Here is an 18,210-nt window from a genome sequence, read left to right as displayed (position 1 = left end):
CAACAGGTTATGACGACGATCAAGGATGTGGCGGCGGTGGCGGGCGTGTCGTTCACGACGGTATCGCACGTCGTGAACAACTCGCGGCCGGTGTCGGCCGATGTGCGCGCGAAAGTCGAGCACGCGATCCGTCAACTGCACTATGTGCCGTCGGCGGTCGCGCGCTCGCTGAAGGCGCGCTCGACCGCGACGATCGGACTGGTGGTGCCGAACAGCACGAACCCGTATTTCGCGGAGCTCGCGCGCGGCATCGAGGACGGCTGCGCGCGCAATGGCTACTGCGTATTCTTCTGCAACTCCGACGATGACCCCGCGAAGCAGCGCAACTATCTGCGCGTGCTGCAGGAAAAACGCATCGACGGGTTGATCGTCGCGTCGGCCGGCGACGACGCCGTGCTCGCGCAGGCGCTCGCCGACGCGCGCGAGCCGCTCGTGGTGGTGGACCGCAACATCGAGGGAGTCAGCGCGGACCTCGTGCAGATCGATCACGAGAAGGGCGCGTATCTGGCCACCCGTCATCTGCTCGAGCTCGGGCATGTGCGGATCGGTTGCATCACGGGGCCGGTGCGGACCGCGGTCAGCGCGATGCGGGTGCACGGCTTCATTCGCGCGATGGCCGAGCGTGGCATCGAGATTCCGGCCGATGCGATCGTCGAAAGCGATTTTTCGGGGACGGGCGGACATCGCGCGGCCGCGCAGCTGTTCGATACGGTCAGGCCGTCGGCGATTTTCGCGGGCAACGACATGATGGGCATCGGCGCGTTGCGCGCGGCGGCGGAGCGCAATATCAGCGTGCCGCGCGATTGCTCGATCATCGGTTTCGACGATATCGAGCTGGGCCGCTTCACGTTCCCGTCGCTGTCGACGGTCGGACAGTCGGTGCGCGCGCTTGGCGACACGGCCGCGCAGACGCTGATCGACCGGATCGCCGAGGCGTCGTCGAACAGCACCGCGCGGGCGCCTGCGCGCCGCCGCGTGGTGTCGCCGCGGCTGATCGTGCGGGAGTCCACCGCGACATGGGCGGGCGAGGAACGGCGGGATCTGGCGGCCTGATGCGCCGGATCAAGGACGCATTAGGGGCGCTCGAAGGACGCGCGCGCAATAGCGACGCGACCCGTCGCGCAACGGAGGACACTCGAGTGGCAAGCAACCCAACGCGCGCACGCGTCACGGTGGTCGGTAGTCTGAACATGGACCTCGTGGTGCGTTCGCCACGCCTGCCCCAACCGGGCGAGACGCTGGCCGGCCGCGGCTTCGCGCAGGTCGCGGGCGGCAAGGGCGGCAACCAGGCGGTCGCGGCCGCGCGGCTCGGCGCGCAGGTGTCGATGCTCGGCTGCGTCGGTGCCGATGCGAATGGCGCGCAGCTGCGCGCGGGCCTCGAAGCGGAGCGCATCGACTGCGCCGCGCTCGAAACCGGCAGGGAGCCGAGCGGTGTTGCGCTGATCGTCGTCGACGATGCGAGCCAGAACGCGATCGTGATCGTCGCGGGCAGCAACGGCGAGGTCACGCCGGCCACCATCGCGCGACACGAAGCGACGCTCGCCGCCGCCGACGTCGTGATCTGTCAGCTCGAAACCCCGCCCGAATCGGTGCGCGCCGCGCTGGCGGCGGCGCGGCGGCTCGGTAAGACCGTGATCCTGAATCCGGCGCCCGCCACCGGCCCGTTGCCGGCCGACTGGCTGCCGCTGATCGACTACCTGATTCCGAACGAACTCGAAGCCGCCGCGCTGAGCGGTCTCCCCGTCGACTCGCCCGAGGACGCCGCACGGGCCGCTGCCGCATTGCGCGCGGCCGGCGCGCGCAACGTGCTGGTCACGCTCGGTGCGCGCGGCGTGCACGCGTCGCTCGAAGGCGCGGCCGCGACGCTGTACGACGCGCCGCGCGTCGAGGCGGTCGACACGACCGCGGCCGGCGACACCTTCATCGGCGGCTTCGCGGCGCAGCTCGCGCAGGGCGCGAGCGTCGATGCGGCGATCCGCTTCGCGCAGCGCGCCGCCTCGCTATCGGTGACGCGCGCGGGCGCCCAGCCATCGATTCCGACGCGCTCCGAGGTCGACGCATTGGACTGATGCCGCGGTGGCGTTGGCACCGCGCACGCTGCCTGATCGAACTGTACTGCCACCGCTTCGCGCGACTCCGAACGGCTCGCATCTCCACCCATTCCCGCCGCCAAAACGTCAAAAATCGTGCTTTGACGAATATCGCCGCGTTTCCCGGCGCGCCGCGAATACACTCGTTTCCGGTCAACTTGCTTTCAACGTCTTACAACGTCTTTGTTCATACCTTTTAAATGCTTCAAGTCTATGAGTGCGCTGCCGTAAACGGAAATTAGAGCGCTCTATCAAAAAAAGCGCCGGACCTAACACACGCCGCCCCCACGCTGCGTAGGCAGCCGCCGCTCACTGAGTACAGCACACAGGACCAAGCATGTTGAATAAAGGCATCACGATCAAGGCGCGAATTGGCCTCACGATGGCGTTCCTCGCCGCGTTGCTGGTTGCGATCGGCGTTTTCGGTGTGTTCGGCATGAGCCGTTCGAACGACGCCTATGAGGACACGTTCACCAACGCGATGCCGAGTGCGGTGAACATCGGCAACGCGGAAATCTACGCGGCTCGCGAACGACTCGCGCTCGACCGCGCCGCGTTCCTGGTCGGCACGCCGGAAGCGGCCTCCACCATCGAGCGCGGGCGCATGCTCGGGGGCACGTCCGACATGTGGTGGAAAAAATATCTCGATCTGCCACGCAACGCGGACGAAGACCGGCTTGCGCAGGACGTCGCCGCGAAGCGCAACGCGCTGCATCAGCAACTCGAAACGTTCGCGGCGGCGATCACGGCGAACGATCAGGGCAAGCTGGTCGAGGACGCGAAGAATCTGCAGGTCGTCTTCAACGACCTCGTCGGCGCCGACGACGCGCTGCGCAAATACCAGTTCGATTCGGCCAGGCGGGGCTTCGACTCCGCGCAGAGCAGTTTCCAGACGTTCCGCGTGGTCAGCATCGGCGCGCTGGTGGTCGGCGTGCTGGCGGCGGCGCTGTCGTATCTGACGCTGAGCCGCTCGATCGCGCGTCCGCTCGAGGAAGCGCTCGGCCACTTCGATGCGATCGCGGCCGGCGATCTGCGTCGTCCGGTGATCGCGACATCGCGCGACGAAATGGGGCAACTGCTCGAAGGAATCGCCAGAATGCAGCGCAGTCTCACCGAAACGGTGCGCAGCGTGCGCGGCGGTAGCGAGTCGATCGCGACCGCGACGCGCCAGATCGCGGCGGGCAACATCGACCTGTCGTCGCGGACCGAGGAGCAGGCGTCGGCGCTGCAGGAAACCGCCTCGAGCATGGAGCAGCTGACCGGCACGGTGCGGCAGAATGCCGACAACGCGCGCCAGGCGAGCGCGCTCGCGGCCAACGCGTCCGAGATCGCCAACAAGGGTAGCGCGGTGGTCGGCCAGGTGGTCGGCACGATGGGCGACATCAACCAGAGCTCGGCGAAGATCGCCGACATCATCTCGATCATCGAAGGCATTGCCTTCCAGACCAACATCCTCGCGCTGAACGCAGCCGTCGAGGCGGCGCGCGCCGGCGAGGAGGGGCGCGGCTTCGCGGTCGTCGCGGGCGAAGTGCGCAGCCTCGCGCAGCGTTCGTCGGCGGCGGCCAAGGAGATCAAGGAGCTGATCGATACGTCGGTCGAGCGCGTGCAGTCGGGCTCGGCGCTCGTCGACGAGGCCGGCCGCACGATGAGCGAAATCATCGGCGCGGTGCAGCGCGTGACCGACATCATGGGCGAGATCGCGGCGGCGTCGGAGGAGCAGAGCGGCGGCATCGACCAGGTCGCGCGCGCGGTCACGCAGATGGACGAGGTCACGCAGCAGAATGCGGCGCTAGTCGAAGAAGCGGCCGCCGCCGCGTCGTCGCTCGAGGAGCAGGCGGCGCGGCTGCGCAGCGCGGTCGCGGTGTTCCAGGTCGACGACAGCGGCCGTGGCGGTCACGAAGCGGCGTCGGCGCTTGTGGCGCCGAAGCGCCCGGTGTCCACGAGCCCGGTCGCAACACGCGCACGCAAGCTCACGCCGGCTACCGCGCAGGGGGCGTTGCCGGCGAAGTCATCGATCCCGGCCGCGGCCGCTGTCACGCCGCAGGTAGCGGCCGCGTCCACGTCCACGCGCGCGCCGGCCAGGTCCGCGGCGACGGCCGGCAGCGATCAGGATTGGGAGACCTTCTGAGCTGGCTCGGATTCAGGTGTACATGGGCAGCGGCGCTGTCGTGCGTCAGGTGAGTCGAGACGCGCCGTTCGGCGCAACAACCGTTCCCGTTCGCTAGCTGTCCGGCATCCGCGTCGCACCCGCGACGCGATCGCTTCGCGAACAGCCGCGCCTGGACACCCCATGCGCGGTTTTTTTCAGCTCCGGCAAGAATTAACGTTTGCGCGCCGCCACCGCCACCTTTCACCGGCGCGTGTCGCGATCCGGTACATTGACGGGCACGGCCCCGATCCGTTTGCGCGGCGCGCGGCTGCCCGCACCTCCAACAGGTGGCTCCCACATATTGCTACGTCCTGCGAACCCTGCCATGCGCCAGCCACAAAGAACCGACATGACGCGATACGATCTTGCGCAACGCCTCGTCGAGGCACGCCGGCAGCGCCGGCCGATCGACGCGCCCGCACCCGACAGCCTGCCGCCCGACGCGGCGACCGCCTACGCGATCCAGCAGGCGGTGATCGTGGGCCTCGGCGAGTCGACCGGCGCGTGGAAGATCGGCGCGAAGTCGCCGGGCGGCGCCGCGTCGGGCGCACCGATTCCGGCCTCGCTGGTGATGCCGTCGCCAGCGAGGCTCGCGCATGACGGATTCTTTCGCGTGCTGGTGGAGCTCGAGATCGCGTTCCGCTTCGACGTGACGATCGAGCCGCGCGCTCAGGCATATGCGCGCGACGAGGTACTGTCGAAGGTCGGCGCCGTGCTGCCGGCCATCGAGATCGTCGACAGCCGCTTCGCCGAATGGCCGAACGTCGCGCCGCTCGCGCAGTTGGCCGACGCGCAGAACAACGGCGCGCTGATCACCGGCCATCCGGCCGTCTATGCGAGCCTCGCGCGCGGCTTCGACTTCGTGTCGCCGGAACTGGAGCTGAGTTTCAACGGCCGCTCGCTGATACCGGAAGTGACCGGCAATCCGGCAGGCGATCCGCGCGAGCTGCTCGTGTGGTTCGTCAACCATTGCGCGGCGATGGGCATCACGATCGAGCGCAACTGGACCTTGACCACCGGTTCATACGTCGGCGCGCACAAGATCGACGAACCCGGCATCGTGCGTGGTCATATCGACGGATTGGGTGAAGTGGAAATTGAACTGACCTGATCGATGCTGCGGCGCTTGTAACCGCAAATTACAACGCTTGATTCCAAACGGCTGCCCGCGTGCAGCCGTTTTTATTTTGGCGAATTTGAAACGGTGGCAGTCTTTGAATCGTTAACCTGTTCGAATGCATTTGTTGCAACTTTGCCGCTGCCACACCTATGAGAGCGCCCGAACTCATCACGTGCATGCTTTTTGTGACGAAATGTGCGTGCGCAGACAGCCGCATTTTGGTGGAGGGTCGACGGTGCGGGTACGGGATGTGCAATAGCAACGCGGTGACATGACGCGATGCAGCGGTCCGGCGAAGTCGTGCAGGAGCACTGACTAGCGATGCGGTGCTGAAGAAAGTAGCGATACAGCGGTGCGGCAGATGATGTGATTGGTTGCTGCGTGAGTAAAAAAATTGTACGTGGTCGAATCTTTGTTTCCAGGTGAGGATTGTAGCGTGGCGGTTGCGGCGCGATTTTCGCAACGTAGTCCGTGAAAAAAAATTTAAAAGGGTTTAGGATGAATTCGAGCGATGTCGTTTCCGAATAGCGCGCCGCGCACGACATCGCCCCAGACTTCGGCGAGGAGGTAGCATGGATATCTACAGCAGTTTCGCGACCCGCTTCGAGAAAACACGGGAGGACGAACTCTCGCTCGAGGAGTATCTCGCGCTCTGCAAAGACAATCCCGCCGCGTACGCCACTGCGGGCGAACGCATGTTGACGGCAATCGGAGAACCGGAACAGATCGACACTCGCAACGATCCGCGTTTATCGCGTATCTTCGCGAACAAGGTCATCAAGGTATACCCCGCATTCCGTGAATTCTACGGAATGGAAGAGGTGATCGAACAGGTGGTCGCCTACTTCCGGCATTCGGCCCAGGGGCTCGAAGAAAAGAAGCAGATCCTGTATCTGTTAGGACCGGTCGGCGGCGGCAAGTCGTCGATCGCGGAACGTCTGAAGCAATTGATGGAACGCGTGCCGTTCTATGCGATCAAGGGCTCGCCCGTCAACGAATCGCCGCTCGGTCTGTTCGACTACGAGGAAGACGGTCCGATCCTCGAAGAGCAATATGGCATTCCTCGTCGCTACCTGCGAGGCATTCTGAGTCCGTGGGCGGTCAAGCGCCTGCACGAGTACAACGGCGACGTCCGCAAGTTCCGCGTGGTGCGCCGCTATCCGTCGATCCTTCGCCAGATCGCTATCTCGAAGACCGAACCGGGCGACGAGAACAATCAGGACATTTCGTCGCTGGTCGGCAAGGTCGACATCCGCAAGCTCGAACAGTACGCGCAGGACGATGCCGACGCGTACAGCTACTCGGGCGGCCTGTGCCTCGCGAATCAGGGCCTGCTCGAGTTCGTCGAAATGTTCAAGGCGCCGATCAAGGTGTTGCACCCGCTGCTCACCGCGACCCAGGAAGGCAACTTCAAGGGCACGGAAGGCTTCGGCGCGATTCCGTTCGACGGCATCATCCTCGCTCACTCGAACGAATCGGAATGGAAGGCATTCCGCAACAACCGTAACAACGAGGCACTGCTCGACCGGATCTTCGTCGTCAAGGTGCCGTACTGCCTGCGCTATAGCGAAGAGGTCAAGATTTACGAGAAGCTGCTGCGCAACTCGTCGCTCGCCAACGCGGTCTGCGCGCCGGGCACGCTGAAGATGATGGGGCAGTTGTCCGTGCTCACGCGTTTGCACGAGCCGGAGAACTCGAGCCTGTTCTCGAAGATGCAGGTCTACGACGGCGAGAATCTGAAGGACACGGACCCGAAGGCGAAGTCGTATCAGGAGTATCGCGACTTCGCGGGCGTCGACGAAGGCATGACCGGCGTATCGACCCGCTTCGCATTCAAGATTCTGTCGCGCGTGTTCAACTTCGACTCGACCGAGGTCGCGGCCAACCCGGTGCATCTGATGTACGTGCTCGAACAGCAGATCGAACGCGAGCAGTTCCCGCCGGAAACCGAGCAGAAGTATCTGTCCTTCATCAAGGACGTGCTCGCGTCGCGCTATGCGGAGTTCATCGGCAAGGAGATTCAGACCGCGTACCTGGAGTCGTACTCCGAGTACGGTCAGAACATCTTCGACCGCTATGTCACGTATGCGGACTTCTGGATCCAGGATCAGGAGTTCCGCGACCACGACACCGGCGAGAGCTTCGACCGTGCCGCGTTGAACGCCGAGCTGGAGAAGATCGAGAAGCCCGCGGGCATCAGCAATCCGAAGGACTTCCGCAACGAGATCGTGAATTTCGTGCTGCGTGCGCGGGCTGCGAATGCGGGCAAGAACCCCGCGTGGATCAGCTACGAGAAGCTGCGCGTCGTGATCGAAAAGAAGATGTTCTCGAACACGGAAGAGCTGTTGCCGGTGATCTCGTTCAACGCGAAAGGCTCGGCCGAAGAGCAGCGCAAGCATGAAGACTTCGTCAATCGCATGGTGGCGAAGGGCTATACGCCGAAGCAGGTGCGCTTGCTGTGCGACTGGTATCTGCGCGTGCGCAAGTCGTCATGATGCGCGCATGATACTCATGGTGTGCCGCCCGTACGGTTCGACCGTACGGGCAACCGGCGAGGCGCAAGCCGCATAGCATTGCACTGCGCGGCGGGCGTCTCGCGCACCCGAAATATTAGTGCGGCCGCAGGGAATCGCGGTTGCATGGACGGGAGACCGGGCGTGCTTCATCAAATCATCGACCGCAGGTTGGCAGGCAAGAACAAGAGTATTGCGAACCGTGAGCGCTTTTTGCGCCGCGTCAAAAACTATATTCGTCGTGCCGTTTCGGAGGCGGTGCGCGATCGCAGCATCAAGGACATCCAGAACACCCAGAGCATCACCATTCCGCGCAAGGACATCGCGGAGCCGTCGTTCCGTCATGGAGCGGGCGGCCGGCGCGAGATGGTGCATCCCGGCAACTCGGACTACATCCGTGGCGACAAGATCCAGCGCCCGCAAGGCGGCGGTGGCGGCGGCGGAGGCAGTCAGGCCAGCAACGAGGGCGAGGGTCAGGACGACTTCGTGTTCGAGCTGAGCCGCGAAGAGTTCATGCAGTATTTCTTCGACGACCTCGAACTGCCGCGTCTCGTCAAGACCCATCTGATGGCCGTGCCGACGTGGAAAAGCGTCCGCGCGGGCTGGGCCGCGGAGGGCACGCCAAACAATATCGACGTGGTGCGCTCGTTGCGCAGCGCGCTCGGCCGGCGCATCGCGCTCGGCGCGCCGCTCGTCAACCAGCTGCACGAAATGGAGCGGCAGCTCGAAGAGTTGAGGGCCGATCCCGCCGATCGCCGCGACGAGATCAAGCTGCTCGAGGACGACATTCACCATCTGAAGGGACGCATCTGGCGGATTCCGTTCATCGATCCGTTCGATCTGCGTTACGTGAATCGCGTGAAGCAGCCTACGCCGTCGAGCCAGGCGGTGATGTTCTGCCTGATGGACGTGTCCGGTTCGATGGACGAGCAGCGCAAGGATCTCGCGAAGCGCTTCTTCATCCTGCTGTACCTGTTCCTGAAGCGTAACTACGAGCGCATCGAAGTCGTGTTCATCCGCCACCACACGCGCGCCGAGGAAGTCGACGAAGACACGTTCTTCCACTCGACGGAAAGCGGCGGCACCGTGGTGTCGAGCGCGCTCGAACTGATGCGCAAGGTGATGGACGAGCGCTACTCGCCGACTGAATGGAACATTTACGGCGCCCAGGCGTCCGACGGCGACAACTGGACCGACGACTCGCCGAAGTGCCGCAAAATACTCTCGGATGACATCCTGGAGAAGGTGCGGTATTTTGCGTATATTCAGGTGACGCCCGAAGAGCAGAATCTGTGGCTCGAATACGCGCAACTGGCGCTGTCGCAACCGCACATGGCGATGAAGAAGGTCGAAACCGCGGCCGATATTTATCCGGTGTTTCGCGAGCTGTTCGAGAAGCAGGCGGCGACTTCCTGATGGGATACTGGTGGCGCACGAAGCGCCTGAACGACGAAGCGCGCGGCGATTCGTACGACAAGGGGTGACCCGCCGTATGACCGCGCCGCAGCGCAACAAAGGCGTGCCGCAGCGACAGTCGGGGCATGCCGAGGCGTGAGCGGCCAGCACGGGGCCGCTCGCGCCGGAGCAGTCCGCGATGCTGCAGCACGGGACACGCCGGAACGCCCAACGAGGGCAAAGGGAAGTCCGTATGAACGTAGCCGATAGACGGCCTCTGCCGTGCCCGTCCGACTGGACCTTCGAATTGATCGAAGAGTACGACTCGCATATTGCCCGTGTTGCGGAGCAATACGAGCTTGACGTATATCCGATCCAGCTCGAACTCATCAGCGCCGAACAGATGATGGATGCCTATGCGTCCGTCGGCATGCCGGTGAACTACCGTCACTGGTCGTTCGGCAAACATTTCCTTGCTACCGAAAAAAGCTATCGCCGCGGCCAGATGGGGCTCGCGTACGAAATCGTCATCAATTCGAACCCCTGCATCGCCTATCTGATGGAAGAGAACACGATGACGATGCAGGCGCTCGTCATCGCGCATGCGGCCTACGGCCACAACTCGTTCTTCAAGGGCAACTATCTGTTCCGCTTATGGACGGACGCGCACGCGATCATCGACTACCTCGTCTACGCGAAAAACTACATCGCGGAATGCGAGCAGCGCTATGGGCTTGATCGCGTCGAGGAATTGCTCGACTCGTGCCACGCGCTGATGAATTACGGCGTGGACCGCTACAAGCGGCCGCAGAAGCTGTCGCTCCAGAAGGAGTTCGCCGCGCGTCGCGAACGTGAGGCGTATCTGCAGTCGCAAGTCAACGAGTTGTGGCGCACGTTGCCCACGCGCCATACGCCGCTGCCCGAAGAGGTCGAGGGGCGCTATCCGCCCGAGCCGCAGGAAAACCTGCTGTATTTCGCGGAGAAAAACGCGCCGCTGCTCGAAGCGTGGGAGCGCGAGGTGATCCGCATCGTGCGCAAGATCGGTCAGTACTTCTATCCGCAGCGGCAGACGCAGGTGATGAACGAAGGCTGGGCGACGTTCTGGCACTACACGCTGCTCAATACGATGTACAACCAGGGCAAGCTCGAAGACGGCTTCATGATGGAGTTTCTCCATTCACACAGCAACGTCGTCTATCAGCCGCCGGTCACGAAGCCGTATTACAGCGGCATCAATCCGTATGCGCTGGGCTTTTCGATGATGAGCGATATCCGGCGCATCTGCGAAGCGCCGACCGACGAAGACCGCAAGTGGTTTCCGAATCTGGCCGGCAGTCCGTGGCTGCCCGCGATGCACTACGCGATGCGCAACTTCAAGGACGAGAGCTTCATCGCGCAGTATCTGTCGCCGCATCTGATCCGCGAAATGCGCCTGTTCTCGGTGCTCGACGACGACATGCGCGACGCGCTCGAAGTGTCGGCGATTCACGACGATAGCGGCTACCAGTACGTGCGCCAGGCGTTGTCGCGGCAGTACGACATGCATCACCGCGAGCCGAACATTCAGGTGTGGGCCGTCAATACACGCGGCGATCGCAGCCTGACGTTGCGGCATTTCATGAGCGACAACCGGCACCTGTCGTCGGATAGCGAGGAGGTGCTCAAGCACATGGCGCGCTTGTGGCAGTTCGACGTGTACCTCGAGAGCGTCGACGAAAACGGTACCGTCAGAAAACGCTACGACTGCCGGTATATGCCGCCGTCCGTGAGAATCTGAGCGCCGCCTGACTCCCGCCTGAGCGGTCTGTGTCGCCCGTCAAGCCCCTGCCAGTCCCCAACTGGCAGGGGCTTCGTTCTGTTGGTGCGCAAATCCGGCCGACCCGGGGCTTTCATCAGGCCACGCTGACAAAAAACCTTCCTGTGCTTTCATTTATGTAAAATTCGCGCACCCGCGACGGTCGCTCTGGCTGGGCGCGCGACATCAAGGCGGCGCCACGACCGTCCTCCTCGTTTAAATAAGGAAAGACACCAGCATGAACGACCAAACCGAACAATACGTCGTGGCCTCGGCGCACGACACGCGGCGCCGCATTTTTGCAATCGTCGGCGCTTCATCGGGCAATCTCGTCGAGTGGTTCGACTTCTATGTGTATTCGTTCACGGCACTTTACTTCGCGCCGTCGTTCTTCCCGAGCGGCAACACGACCACGCAGTTGCTGAACACGGCCGGCGTGTTCGCCGCGGGCTTCCTGATGCGGCCGATTGGCGGCTGGTTCTTCGGACGGCTCGCCGACAAACGTGGTCGCCGCACCGCGATGATGGTGTCGGTATTCATGATGTGCGGCGGCTCGCTGGTGATCGCGATGCTGCCCACCTACGCGCAGATCGGCGCGCTCGCGCCGGCGTTGCTGCTGCTCGCGCGGCTGTTGCAGGGGCTGTCGGTGGGCGGCGAATACGGCACCAGCGCGACCTATATGAGCGAAGTCGCGTTGAAGGGCCGGCGTGGCTTTTTCGCGTCGTTCCAGTATGTGACGCTGATCGGCGGCCAACTGTGCGCGCTGCTCGTGCTCGTGACCCTGCAACAGACGCTGACGACCGAAGAGCTGAAGGCGTGGGGCTGGCGTGTGCCGTTTGTGATTGGCGCCATCGCCGCGTTGATCGCGCTCTATCTGCGTAAATCCCTTGATGAAACCACCACCGCGGCGATGCGCCAGCGCAAGGAAGCGGGCACGCTGCGCGGGCTGTGGGAGCACAAGACCGCGTTCATGACGGTGCTCGGCTTCACGGCCGGCGGCTCGCTGATCTTCTATACGTTCACCACCTACATGCAAAAGTACCTGGTCAACACGGCCGGCATGCACGCGAAGACCGCGAGCTCGGTGATGACCGCCGCGTTGTTCGTCTACATGTTGATGCAGCCGGCGTTCGGCGCGTTGTCGGACCGCATCGGGCGGCGCCGTTCGATGCTGTGTTTCGGCCTGTTCGCGACGCTCGGCACGGTGCCGCTGCTGCATGCGCTGAAAGACGTGACGAGCCCGTATGCGGCCTTCGCGTTGGTCGTGGTGGCGCTCGCGATCGTCAGCTTCTATACGTCGATCAGCGGCCTGATCAAGGCGGAAATGTTTCCACCGCAAGTGCGTGCGCTTGGCGTAGGGCTGTCGTATGCGGTCGCCAATGCGATCTTCGGCGGCTCGGCCGAATATGTCGCGCTGTGGCTGAAGTCGGCCGGTGTCGAGACGATGTTCTTCTGGTACGTGACGGCGCTGTGTGCACTCGCGGGTATCGTGTCGCTGCGCATGCGCGATCCGTCGTCGGAAGGGTATCTGCGGCACGAGCCGTGAACCGCTAGTCGGACACGGCGAAACGTCGTGCCGCGGTGGCAGCGTTCAGGCGGCGGTCCAGGGCAACCGGGCCGCTGTTTTTCATGGCATCGACGTTTGCGCGTCAATCCGCAAGCGAGGATCAGCGCGCTTCGCTCAACTGACGATCCGTGTCCCCCACGCATGCAGCAGGTCGCACAAGCTCTCGGCCTGTTCCATCCTCGCGCCGCTGCGCAGATGAATCTGCACCGCGCGGCCGGCGATGCCGTCGATCGGTTGCGCGAACCATAACTCGACCGCGAGGCCTAGTCCTTCGGGTTGATCATCGACGACCGGTTCGATCACGCGCGGCTTGAACCACGTATTGTCTGACATGGCGAAACACCTCTGCTGCGAAGACGGCTCGTGCTCATCGTAATCAGCGGCGCGGGCGGGACCAGGTAACGAATACGCGTTTGCCAGGCAGGGAATGCCTGGCAGAAAATCGCCTTGCACCCGCTCGCGCCGGTCGCGACGCGCCTGTCGCAGCTCATATCGGCTTCGGCCCGTTGTCGACGAACTCATCGACCCTCGCGGCCTCATTCACCGTGGCCGCGCCAACGGCCGCGACCGTCGCCATCGAAGGCGTCGCCGCTACGCCGGCGACAGCCTCGGCCGCCGCGCGCGGCATCGGCAGACGGCCACGCCAGGCCGCGCGCGCCAGCATCAGCAGATGGTAGCAAAGCCGCGCGCTAAAGCCGTAGTTGTAGGCGAACAGATGCGCGCTCGCGATCCGCCAGCCCGCGCGCGCCTCGCCGTTTCTCGCGTGAATCGACACCGCGATCGGTACGAGCCGCCGCAGCGCCTGCCGCCGCGACGGTTCGAGCGGCGCCGGCAGACGCAGCGACTTCACGAACGCATAGGCGCTCAACGTTGCGGCCATGCTCGTGCCGCGCGTGCTGTGCGAGACCGACGTCGCGGTCTTCCGATACACCGACACATAGTCGTGCAGATAAAACACCTCGCGCGCGGCCAGGCATAGCTCGGTGCCGAACACGTAGTCGCAGCAGACGCCATACCGCGCGTCGTAGCCGACCCGCTTGACGAGCCGCGCGTCGGCCATCCAGCCGTTGTTCGGAAACATCTGGATCAGGCCGGTGCGGCCCGCGAGCGGCTGGAGACCCTCGCGGGCCTCAGTGCGCCGGAACGCCTCGTTCAGGCGCGCGCTCGCGGCGAGATCGATCGCGCCGTCGTGATCCGCTTCGTATTGCGCACCGAATGCCGCATCGAGCCGCGGATAGCGCTGCCATAACGACACGAGTTTGTCGACGGCGTCGCTCGTCAGCAGATCGTCGTCGTGGATCAGCAGGATCTTGTCGCCGCGCGCCCGCTCGAACAGGCTCGACACATTGCGCGCCTGACCAAGCGGCGGCTCGTGCTTCTCGTAGCGCACGCGCGGCTCGTCGCGGTAACGCTGCAAGATCAGTTGCCGCGAGCGCGCGTCCGTCGAATCGTCGCCAATCACGATTTCGACATGCGGATAGCTTTGCGCGAGGCACGAGTCGACGCATTCGATCAGCAGGTCGGGACGATTGCAGGTGGGCACGCAGATGGACACATGGGCGACCGCCGCACGGGCGAGGGGAGAACTTGACGCGTTGGACATGATGACGCCTTTTATCGATCGGAAGCGGCAAAAACCGGCGGAAAGCGGCAGCCGGTTCGCAGGCGCACACCTTGCTGCAAGCAGCAAAATAGTCCAAGGCGTCAAAAAAATATTCGGTAAAAATGAGGAAGAAATGTTTGCTTACAGAAAGGTACTGGAAGGGAAAAGTGATGCGGCCCGGGTGCACGACGCAGCCAGGGCCGCTCTGATATAGGGTTCTATTTTTTCAACCGACTGACGGTTCGCCCTCGCCGGGCTTTTTGCCCGGACGGTCCGCCGGGGACTGCTTGTGACCTTCGTCGTGGCGCTCGGGCATCTTGCTCTTCGCGTTGTCGCTATGCACGGCGTGGTGCGGATGCGCGAAATCCTCGGTCTGGGCGCTGGCCTCGCTTTTCGATTCGTTGTCGGCCGCGCTTTTTGCTTCGCCTTGGGATTTTTCCGTCGTTTTGCTCATTGCTGCTCTCCTGGAGGGAAGACAAGCCTCCGGCAGCAAGACGCGGACCCGGGCGGGAGCAAACAGACGTTCCGCGCTCAGGCAACCGCGTGGCGCGGCCTGCCGCCCGTCAGCGACATGATGAAGTCGAGAAACACGCGCACCTTGGCCGGCGGATGATGTCGTGACGGATACAGCGCAAACAGCGGGTACACCTCGTCGCCCCAATCCGGAAAGAGCTCGATCAGCTTGCCGCTCGCAAGCAGCGACTCCGCGCCGAGCGCGAGAATCTGCGCGATGCCCTGGCCCGCGACGCATACGCTATGCAGCGTGCCGACGTCGTTGACGGTCAGCCGCCCCTGCGGCGTCAGCGCAAGCTGCTTGCGGCCGCGATGGAATTCCCAGCTGAACGGATAACCGGTGAGCGGATCGCGAAACTTGATGCAGATATGCCGGCCGTCTTCGAGCTCGCCCGGATTCGCCGGCTTGCCATGCTTCTTCAGATACGACGGCGCCGCGACGGTCAGGATGCGCGTATCGAGCAGCTTGCGGGCGACGAGCGTCGACACCGGCGGGTCGCCGAAGCGGATCGCGACATCGAAGCCGTCCCCGACCATGTCGCCCAACTGGTCGCGCGTGACGAGTTCGAGCTGCAGGTCCGGATGTTTGTCGATGAAGCCGCCGAGGCGCGGCCCGAGCACGAGCCGCGAAAAGAACGGGTCCATGTTGACGCGCAGACGCCCGCGCACCGCGGTCGCGCCCTGCGCGGCGGAGGCGGCCGCTTCCTCGAGTCCGCCGAGCAGCGGCACGATCTGCTCGTAGAAACGCCGGCCTTCGTCGGTCAGCGTGACCGAGCGCGTGGTGCGGTCCAACAGACGAATGCCAAGGCGTGCTTCGAGCCGGGCGACCGAGCGGCTTACGCCCGATTGCGACATGTCGAGCGCTTCACCGGCGGCCGCGAAACTGCCGCAATCGACGATCGCAGTCAGGACGCCCATGCCGTTCAGCACGCGCTCATCGAATGGCATCGGGGCTCCCTGCCTGGTAGCCATGGATGCCCGACATGCTAACGCGAAGACCTTTCGAATGCATGCGCTGGCACGCGCTGAAACGCGTCGCGTCTCAACGCCCCGCGCTCGGCGCAGCCTGGCCGCGAATCACGCGCGTGCCCGATGGGTCGTCGAGGTGGCGGAAGATCCACGCGGACACGAGCGTGATCGCGCCGACGCACACGAATGCGAGCCGGAAGCCGAGCGCCGCCGACCATTGCGCCGCGAACAGATTGACGAGCCCGCCGCCGATCGACACGCCAAGCCCGATCGCAAGCATCTGCACCATCGAGAACAGGCTATTGCCCATGCCGGCGTCTTCGTGCGACAGGTCCTTCAGCGTGACACTGTTCATCGCCGCGAACTGCATCGAGTTGGCCGCGCCGAACACCGCGAGGATCGCGATTTCGATCACGAGCGGTGTGCCGCGCGAAATCAGCGAGAACGCGACGATCGCCGAGCCGACGATGATCGTGTTGACGAGCAGGAACGTGTCGTAGCCGTAGCGGCGCACGAGCGGCGCGATCCAGCGTTTCGCGAGCGTGCCGGCGAGTGCAGCGGGCAGCATCATCAGACCCGAGTGCAGCGGCGAGTAGCCGAGCTGCAATTGCAGCAGCAGCGGCACGAGGAACGGCACCGCGCTCGAACCGACCCGGCATACGAGGTTGCCGATCAGGCCGACGCTGAAGTTCGGCTCGCCGAACAGCGACAGCTTGAACAGCGGATCGCGGCGGTTTCTGGCGTACGGAATGTAGGCGAGCGCGCTGGCGACGGCCAACGCGAACAGCCCCGCCGACCACGCCGCTCGATGCGAGGAGACCGGCGCGTCGATCGCGAGCGAAAACGCGATCATGCACGACGACAGCAGGGCGCAGCCGATCACATCGAACGGCGGCGCCTGCGCCTCGTCATGCGACGGCAGAAAGCGGTGCACCGCGTACAGACCGAGCGCGCCGATCGGCACGTTGATCAGAAAGATCCAGTGCCACGTGATCGCCTGCACGAACCAGCCGCCGAGCGTTGGCCCGGCGATCGGGCCGAGCTGCCCCGCGATCGATATGAACGCGAGCGCCGACACGTATTGCTCGCCCGACACGCTGCGCAGCACCGCGAGGCGTCCGATCGGCAGCAGCATCGAGCCGCCGAGGCCTTGCAGCACGCGCGCCATCACGAGCTGACCGAGCGTGTGCGCGCTCGAGCAGCAGATCGAGCCGAGCACGAACACGAGAATGGCGGCGAAATAGACGCGGCGGGTGCCGAAGCGGTCGGCAAGCCAGCCGGAGGCGGGCGTCAGCATCGCCATCGTCAGCGTGTAGGCGACGACGACCGGTTGCATCGCGAGCGGCGCGACGCGCAGGCTGTTCGCGATCGACGGCAGCGCGGTGTTGACGATCGTCGTGTCCAGCGACTGCATGAAGAAGCCGGCGGCGACGATCCATAGTAGGGCGGTTTGAGAGGAATCCTTGGTCATGTTTTCGATAGCCGGCGCGGCGGCGGCAAAGCGCCGCCAGAGCGGGGCCAGGCGGAATTCCGTCATCTTATTGACATCCTCGTCAATCGGGAACCCCACTAAGCTCGCTGACTGTTATCGACAATGCCGATAAGCAGCGCCACAATCACGCATGCTCAATCCAGTCTGGCTCAAGACCTTCTCGACCGTCGCGGCTTGCCATAGTTTCACCGAAGCGGGGCGGCGGCTCGACCTGACGCAGTCGAGCGTCAGCGAACATATCCGGCGCCTCGAACAGAGCGTGGGCCGGCGCCTGTTCGTGCGCGACACCCATTCGCTCGCGATGACACCCGACGGCGAAGCGATGCTCGCGCATGCGAGCGTGATCCTGCAGGCGCTGTCGCGCGCGGAATCGCAGTTTCGCGCGCCGCGTCTGAAGGGGCGCGTGCGGCTCGGCTCGTCGGACGACATCGCGCTCGGCCCGCTCCCCACCGTGCTCGCGGCGTTTCGCAACGCACATCCCGACGTCGAACTGGAAATCACGATCGGCATGACGGGCAGGCTCTACGAGTTGCTCGACGCGGGCGCGATCGATCTGCTGGTCGGCAAGCGCCGGCTCGGTGACCGGCGCGGCGTGCCGCTCTTCACCGGGCGCCTCGAATGGCTCGCGCGGACCGGCACGCTCGTCGATCTGAGTCAGCCGCTGCCGCTGATTCTGGTCGCCGAGCCGAGCGTGACGCGCGCGGTCGTGCTCGATGCGCTCGCCGAAGCCGGCGCGAGCTGGCAGATCGTTTGCACGAGCAGCAGTCATTCCGGCTGTATCGCGGCCGCGCGCGGCGGACTCGGCATCACCGTGCGGCCGCAGTATCTGGCCGCGCGCGGCCTCGCGCCGCCGTTGAATGCGGCCGGACTGCCGACGCTGCCGTCGGTGGAATTCATCGCGCTGGCCGCGAAGCGCTTGAGTCGCCCGGCGGGCACGCTGCTGCAGTTGCTGCATGACAGCGACCTGCGCGGGTCGTGGATCGGGGAGTGAGGCGGGCAGTGCG

15 protein-coding genes are annotated in these 18,210 nt (G+C 64.4%); 10 read left to right on the top strand and 5 right to left on the bottom strand.

All coding sequences use genetic code 11. From position 1 onward, the window contains the following. Window positions 1-9 precede the first annotated feature (9 nt). The 8 genes from OKW41_RS32315 (at window position 10) to OKW41_RS32280 (ending at window position 12,608) form a co-directional block, all read left to right on the top strand. Window positions 10-1,053 (top strand): LacI family DNA-binding transcriptional regulator, encoded by a 1,044-nt coding sequence (locus OKW41_RS32315; RefSeq protein WP_429450161.1) that lies wholly within the window; start codon window positions 10-12, stop codon window positions 1,051-1,053. Between the two features lie 86 nt (window positions 1,054-1,139). Next, on the top strand, window positions 1,140-2,069 hold the full coding sequence (gene rbsK, locus OKW41_RS32310; protein WP_429575160.1) for a ribokinase: 930 nt from the start codon (window positions 1,140-1,142) through the stop codon (window positions 2,067-2,069). A gap of 358 nt (window positions 2,070-2,427) precedes the next feature. Continuing rightward, window positions 2,428-4,218: a methyl-accepting chemotaxis protein gene (locus OKW41_RS32305; RefSeq protein WP_429575159.1), complete on the top strand. Its 1,791-nt coding sequence runs from the start codon at window positions 2,428-2,430 to the stop codon at window positions 4,216-4,218. A 370-nt stretch (window positions 4,219-4,588) separates the two neighbouring features. Further along, entirely contained in the window at window positions 4,589-5,350 is a 762-nt protein-coding gene (locus OKW41_RS32300) for a 2-keto-4-pentenoate hydratase (RefSeq protein ID WP_090805819.1), read from the top strand. Between the two features lie 581 nt (window positions 5,351-5,931). Beyond that, window positions 5,932-7,854 (top strand): PrkA family serine protein kinase, encoded by a 1,923-nt coding sequence (locus OKW41_RS32295; RefSeq protein WP_429450155.1) that lies wholly within the window; start codon window positions 5,932-5,934, stop codon window positions 7,852-7,854. A gap of 162 nt (window positions 7,855-8,016) precedes the next feature. Next, window positions 8,017-9,288, top strand: a complete 1,272-nt coding sequence (locus OKW41_RS32290) for a YeaH/YhbH family protein (RefSeq protein WP_429575158.1) — start codon at window positions 8,017-8,019, stop codon at window positions 9,286-9,288. Between the two features lie 178 nt (window positions 9,289-9,466). Next, complete coding sequence (locus OKW41_RS32285) at window positions 9,467-11,044, top strand: SpoVR family protein (RefSeq protein ID WP_429575157.1); 1,578 nt, start codon at window positions 9,467-9,469, stop codon at window positions 11,042-11,044. A 256-nt stretch (window positions 11,045-11,300) separates the two neighbouring features. Next, entirely contained in the window at window positions 11,301-12,608 is a 1,308-nt protein-coding gene (locus tag OKW41_RS32280) for an MFS family transporter (protein ID WP_187619489.1), read from the top strand. Between the two features lie 135 nt (window positions 12,609-12,743). Here the strand turns inward: OKW41_RS32280 and OKW41_RS32275 are convergent, their stop codons facing one another. Both OKW41_RS32275 and OKW41_RS32270 read right to left on the bottom strand, forming a co-directional pair. After that, window positions 12,744-12,962: a hypothetical protein gene (locus tag OKW41_RS32275; protein WP_429575156.1), complete on the bottom strand. Its 219-nt coding sequence runs from the start codon at window positions 12,960-12,962 to the stop codon at window positions 12,744-12,746. A gap of 154 nt (window positions 12,963-13,116) precedes the next feature. Next, window positions 13,117-14,232, bottom strand: a complete 1,116-nt coding sequence (locus tag OKW41_RS32270) for a glycosyltransferase family 2 protein (protein ID WP_429575155.1) — start codon at window positions 14,230-14,232, stop codon at window positions 13,117-13,119. Here OKW41_RS32270 and OKW41_RS32265 point away from each other — a divergent pair. Next, complete coding sequence (locus OKW41_RS32265) at window positions 14,231-14,446, top strand: hypothetical protein (protein WP_429575154.1); 216 nt, start codon at window positions 14,231-14,233, stop codon at window positions 14,444-14,446. The genes OKW41_RS32270 and OKW41_RS32265 overlap by 2 nt on opposite strands. Window positions 14,447-14,458: 12 nt before the next feature. Here the strand turns inward: OKW41_RS32265 and OKW41_RS32260 are convergent, their stop codons facing one another. From OKW41_RS32260 to OKW41_RS32250, 3 genes are all read right to left on the bottom strand, one after another. Next, on the bottom strand, window positions 14,459-14,686 hold the full coding sequence (locus OKW41_RS32260) for a hypothetical protein (protein WP_429575153.1): 228 nt from the start codon (window positions 14,684-14,686) through the stop codon (window positions 14,459-14,461). A 77-nt stretch (window positions 14,687-14,763) separates the two neighbouring features. Then, entirely contained in the window at window positions 14,764-15,693 is a 930-nt protein-coding gene (locus tag OKW41_RS32255) for a LysR family transcriptional regulator (protein ID WP_429575152.1), read from the bottom strand. A gap of 94 nt (window positions 15,694-15,787) precedes the next feature. Further along, a complete protein-coding gene (locus tag OKW41_RS32250; RefSeq protein ID WP_429454463.1) occupies window positions 15,788-17,185 on the bottom strand; it encodes a DHA2 family efflux MFS transporter permease subunit in 1,398 nt (465 codons plus the stop codon). 151 nt (window positions 17,186-17,336) lie between these two features. Between OKW41_RS32250 and OKW41_RS32245 the strand changes: the two genes are divergently transcribed. Then, the gene (locus OKW41_RS32245) at window positions 17,337-18,197 is read left to right on the top strand and encodes a LysR family transcriptional regulator (protein ID WP_429450144.1); all 861 of its coding nucleotides are present in this window, start codon (window positions 17,337-17,339) and stop codon (window positions 18,195-18,197) included. Window positions 18,198-18,210: the final 13 nt, after the last annotated feature.

It is taken from the genome of Paraburkholderia sp. UCT70, from assembly GCF_050434085.1.
In the GTDB taxonomy this organism is placed as follows: domain Bacteria; phylum Pseudomonadota; class Gammaproteobacteria; order Burkholderiales; family Burkholderiaceae; genus Paraburkholderia; species Paraburkholderia tuberum.
The sequence above is the reverse complement of the archived record's forward strand: the minus strand, read 5'-3'. Positions and strand labels throughout refer to the sequence as shown.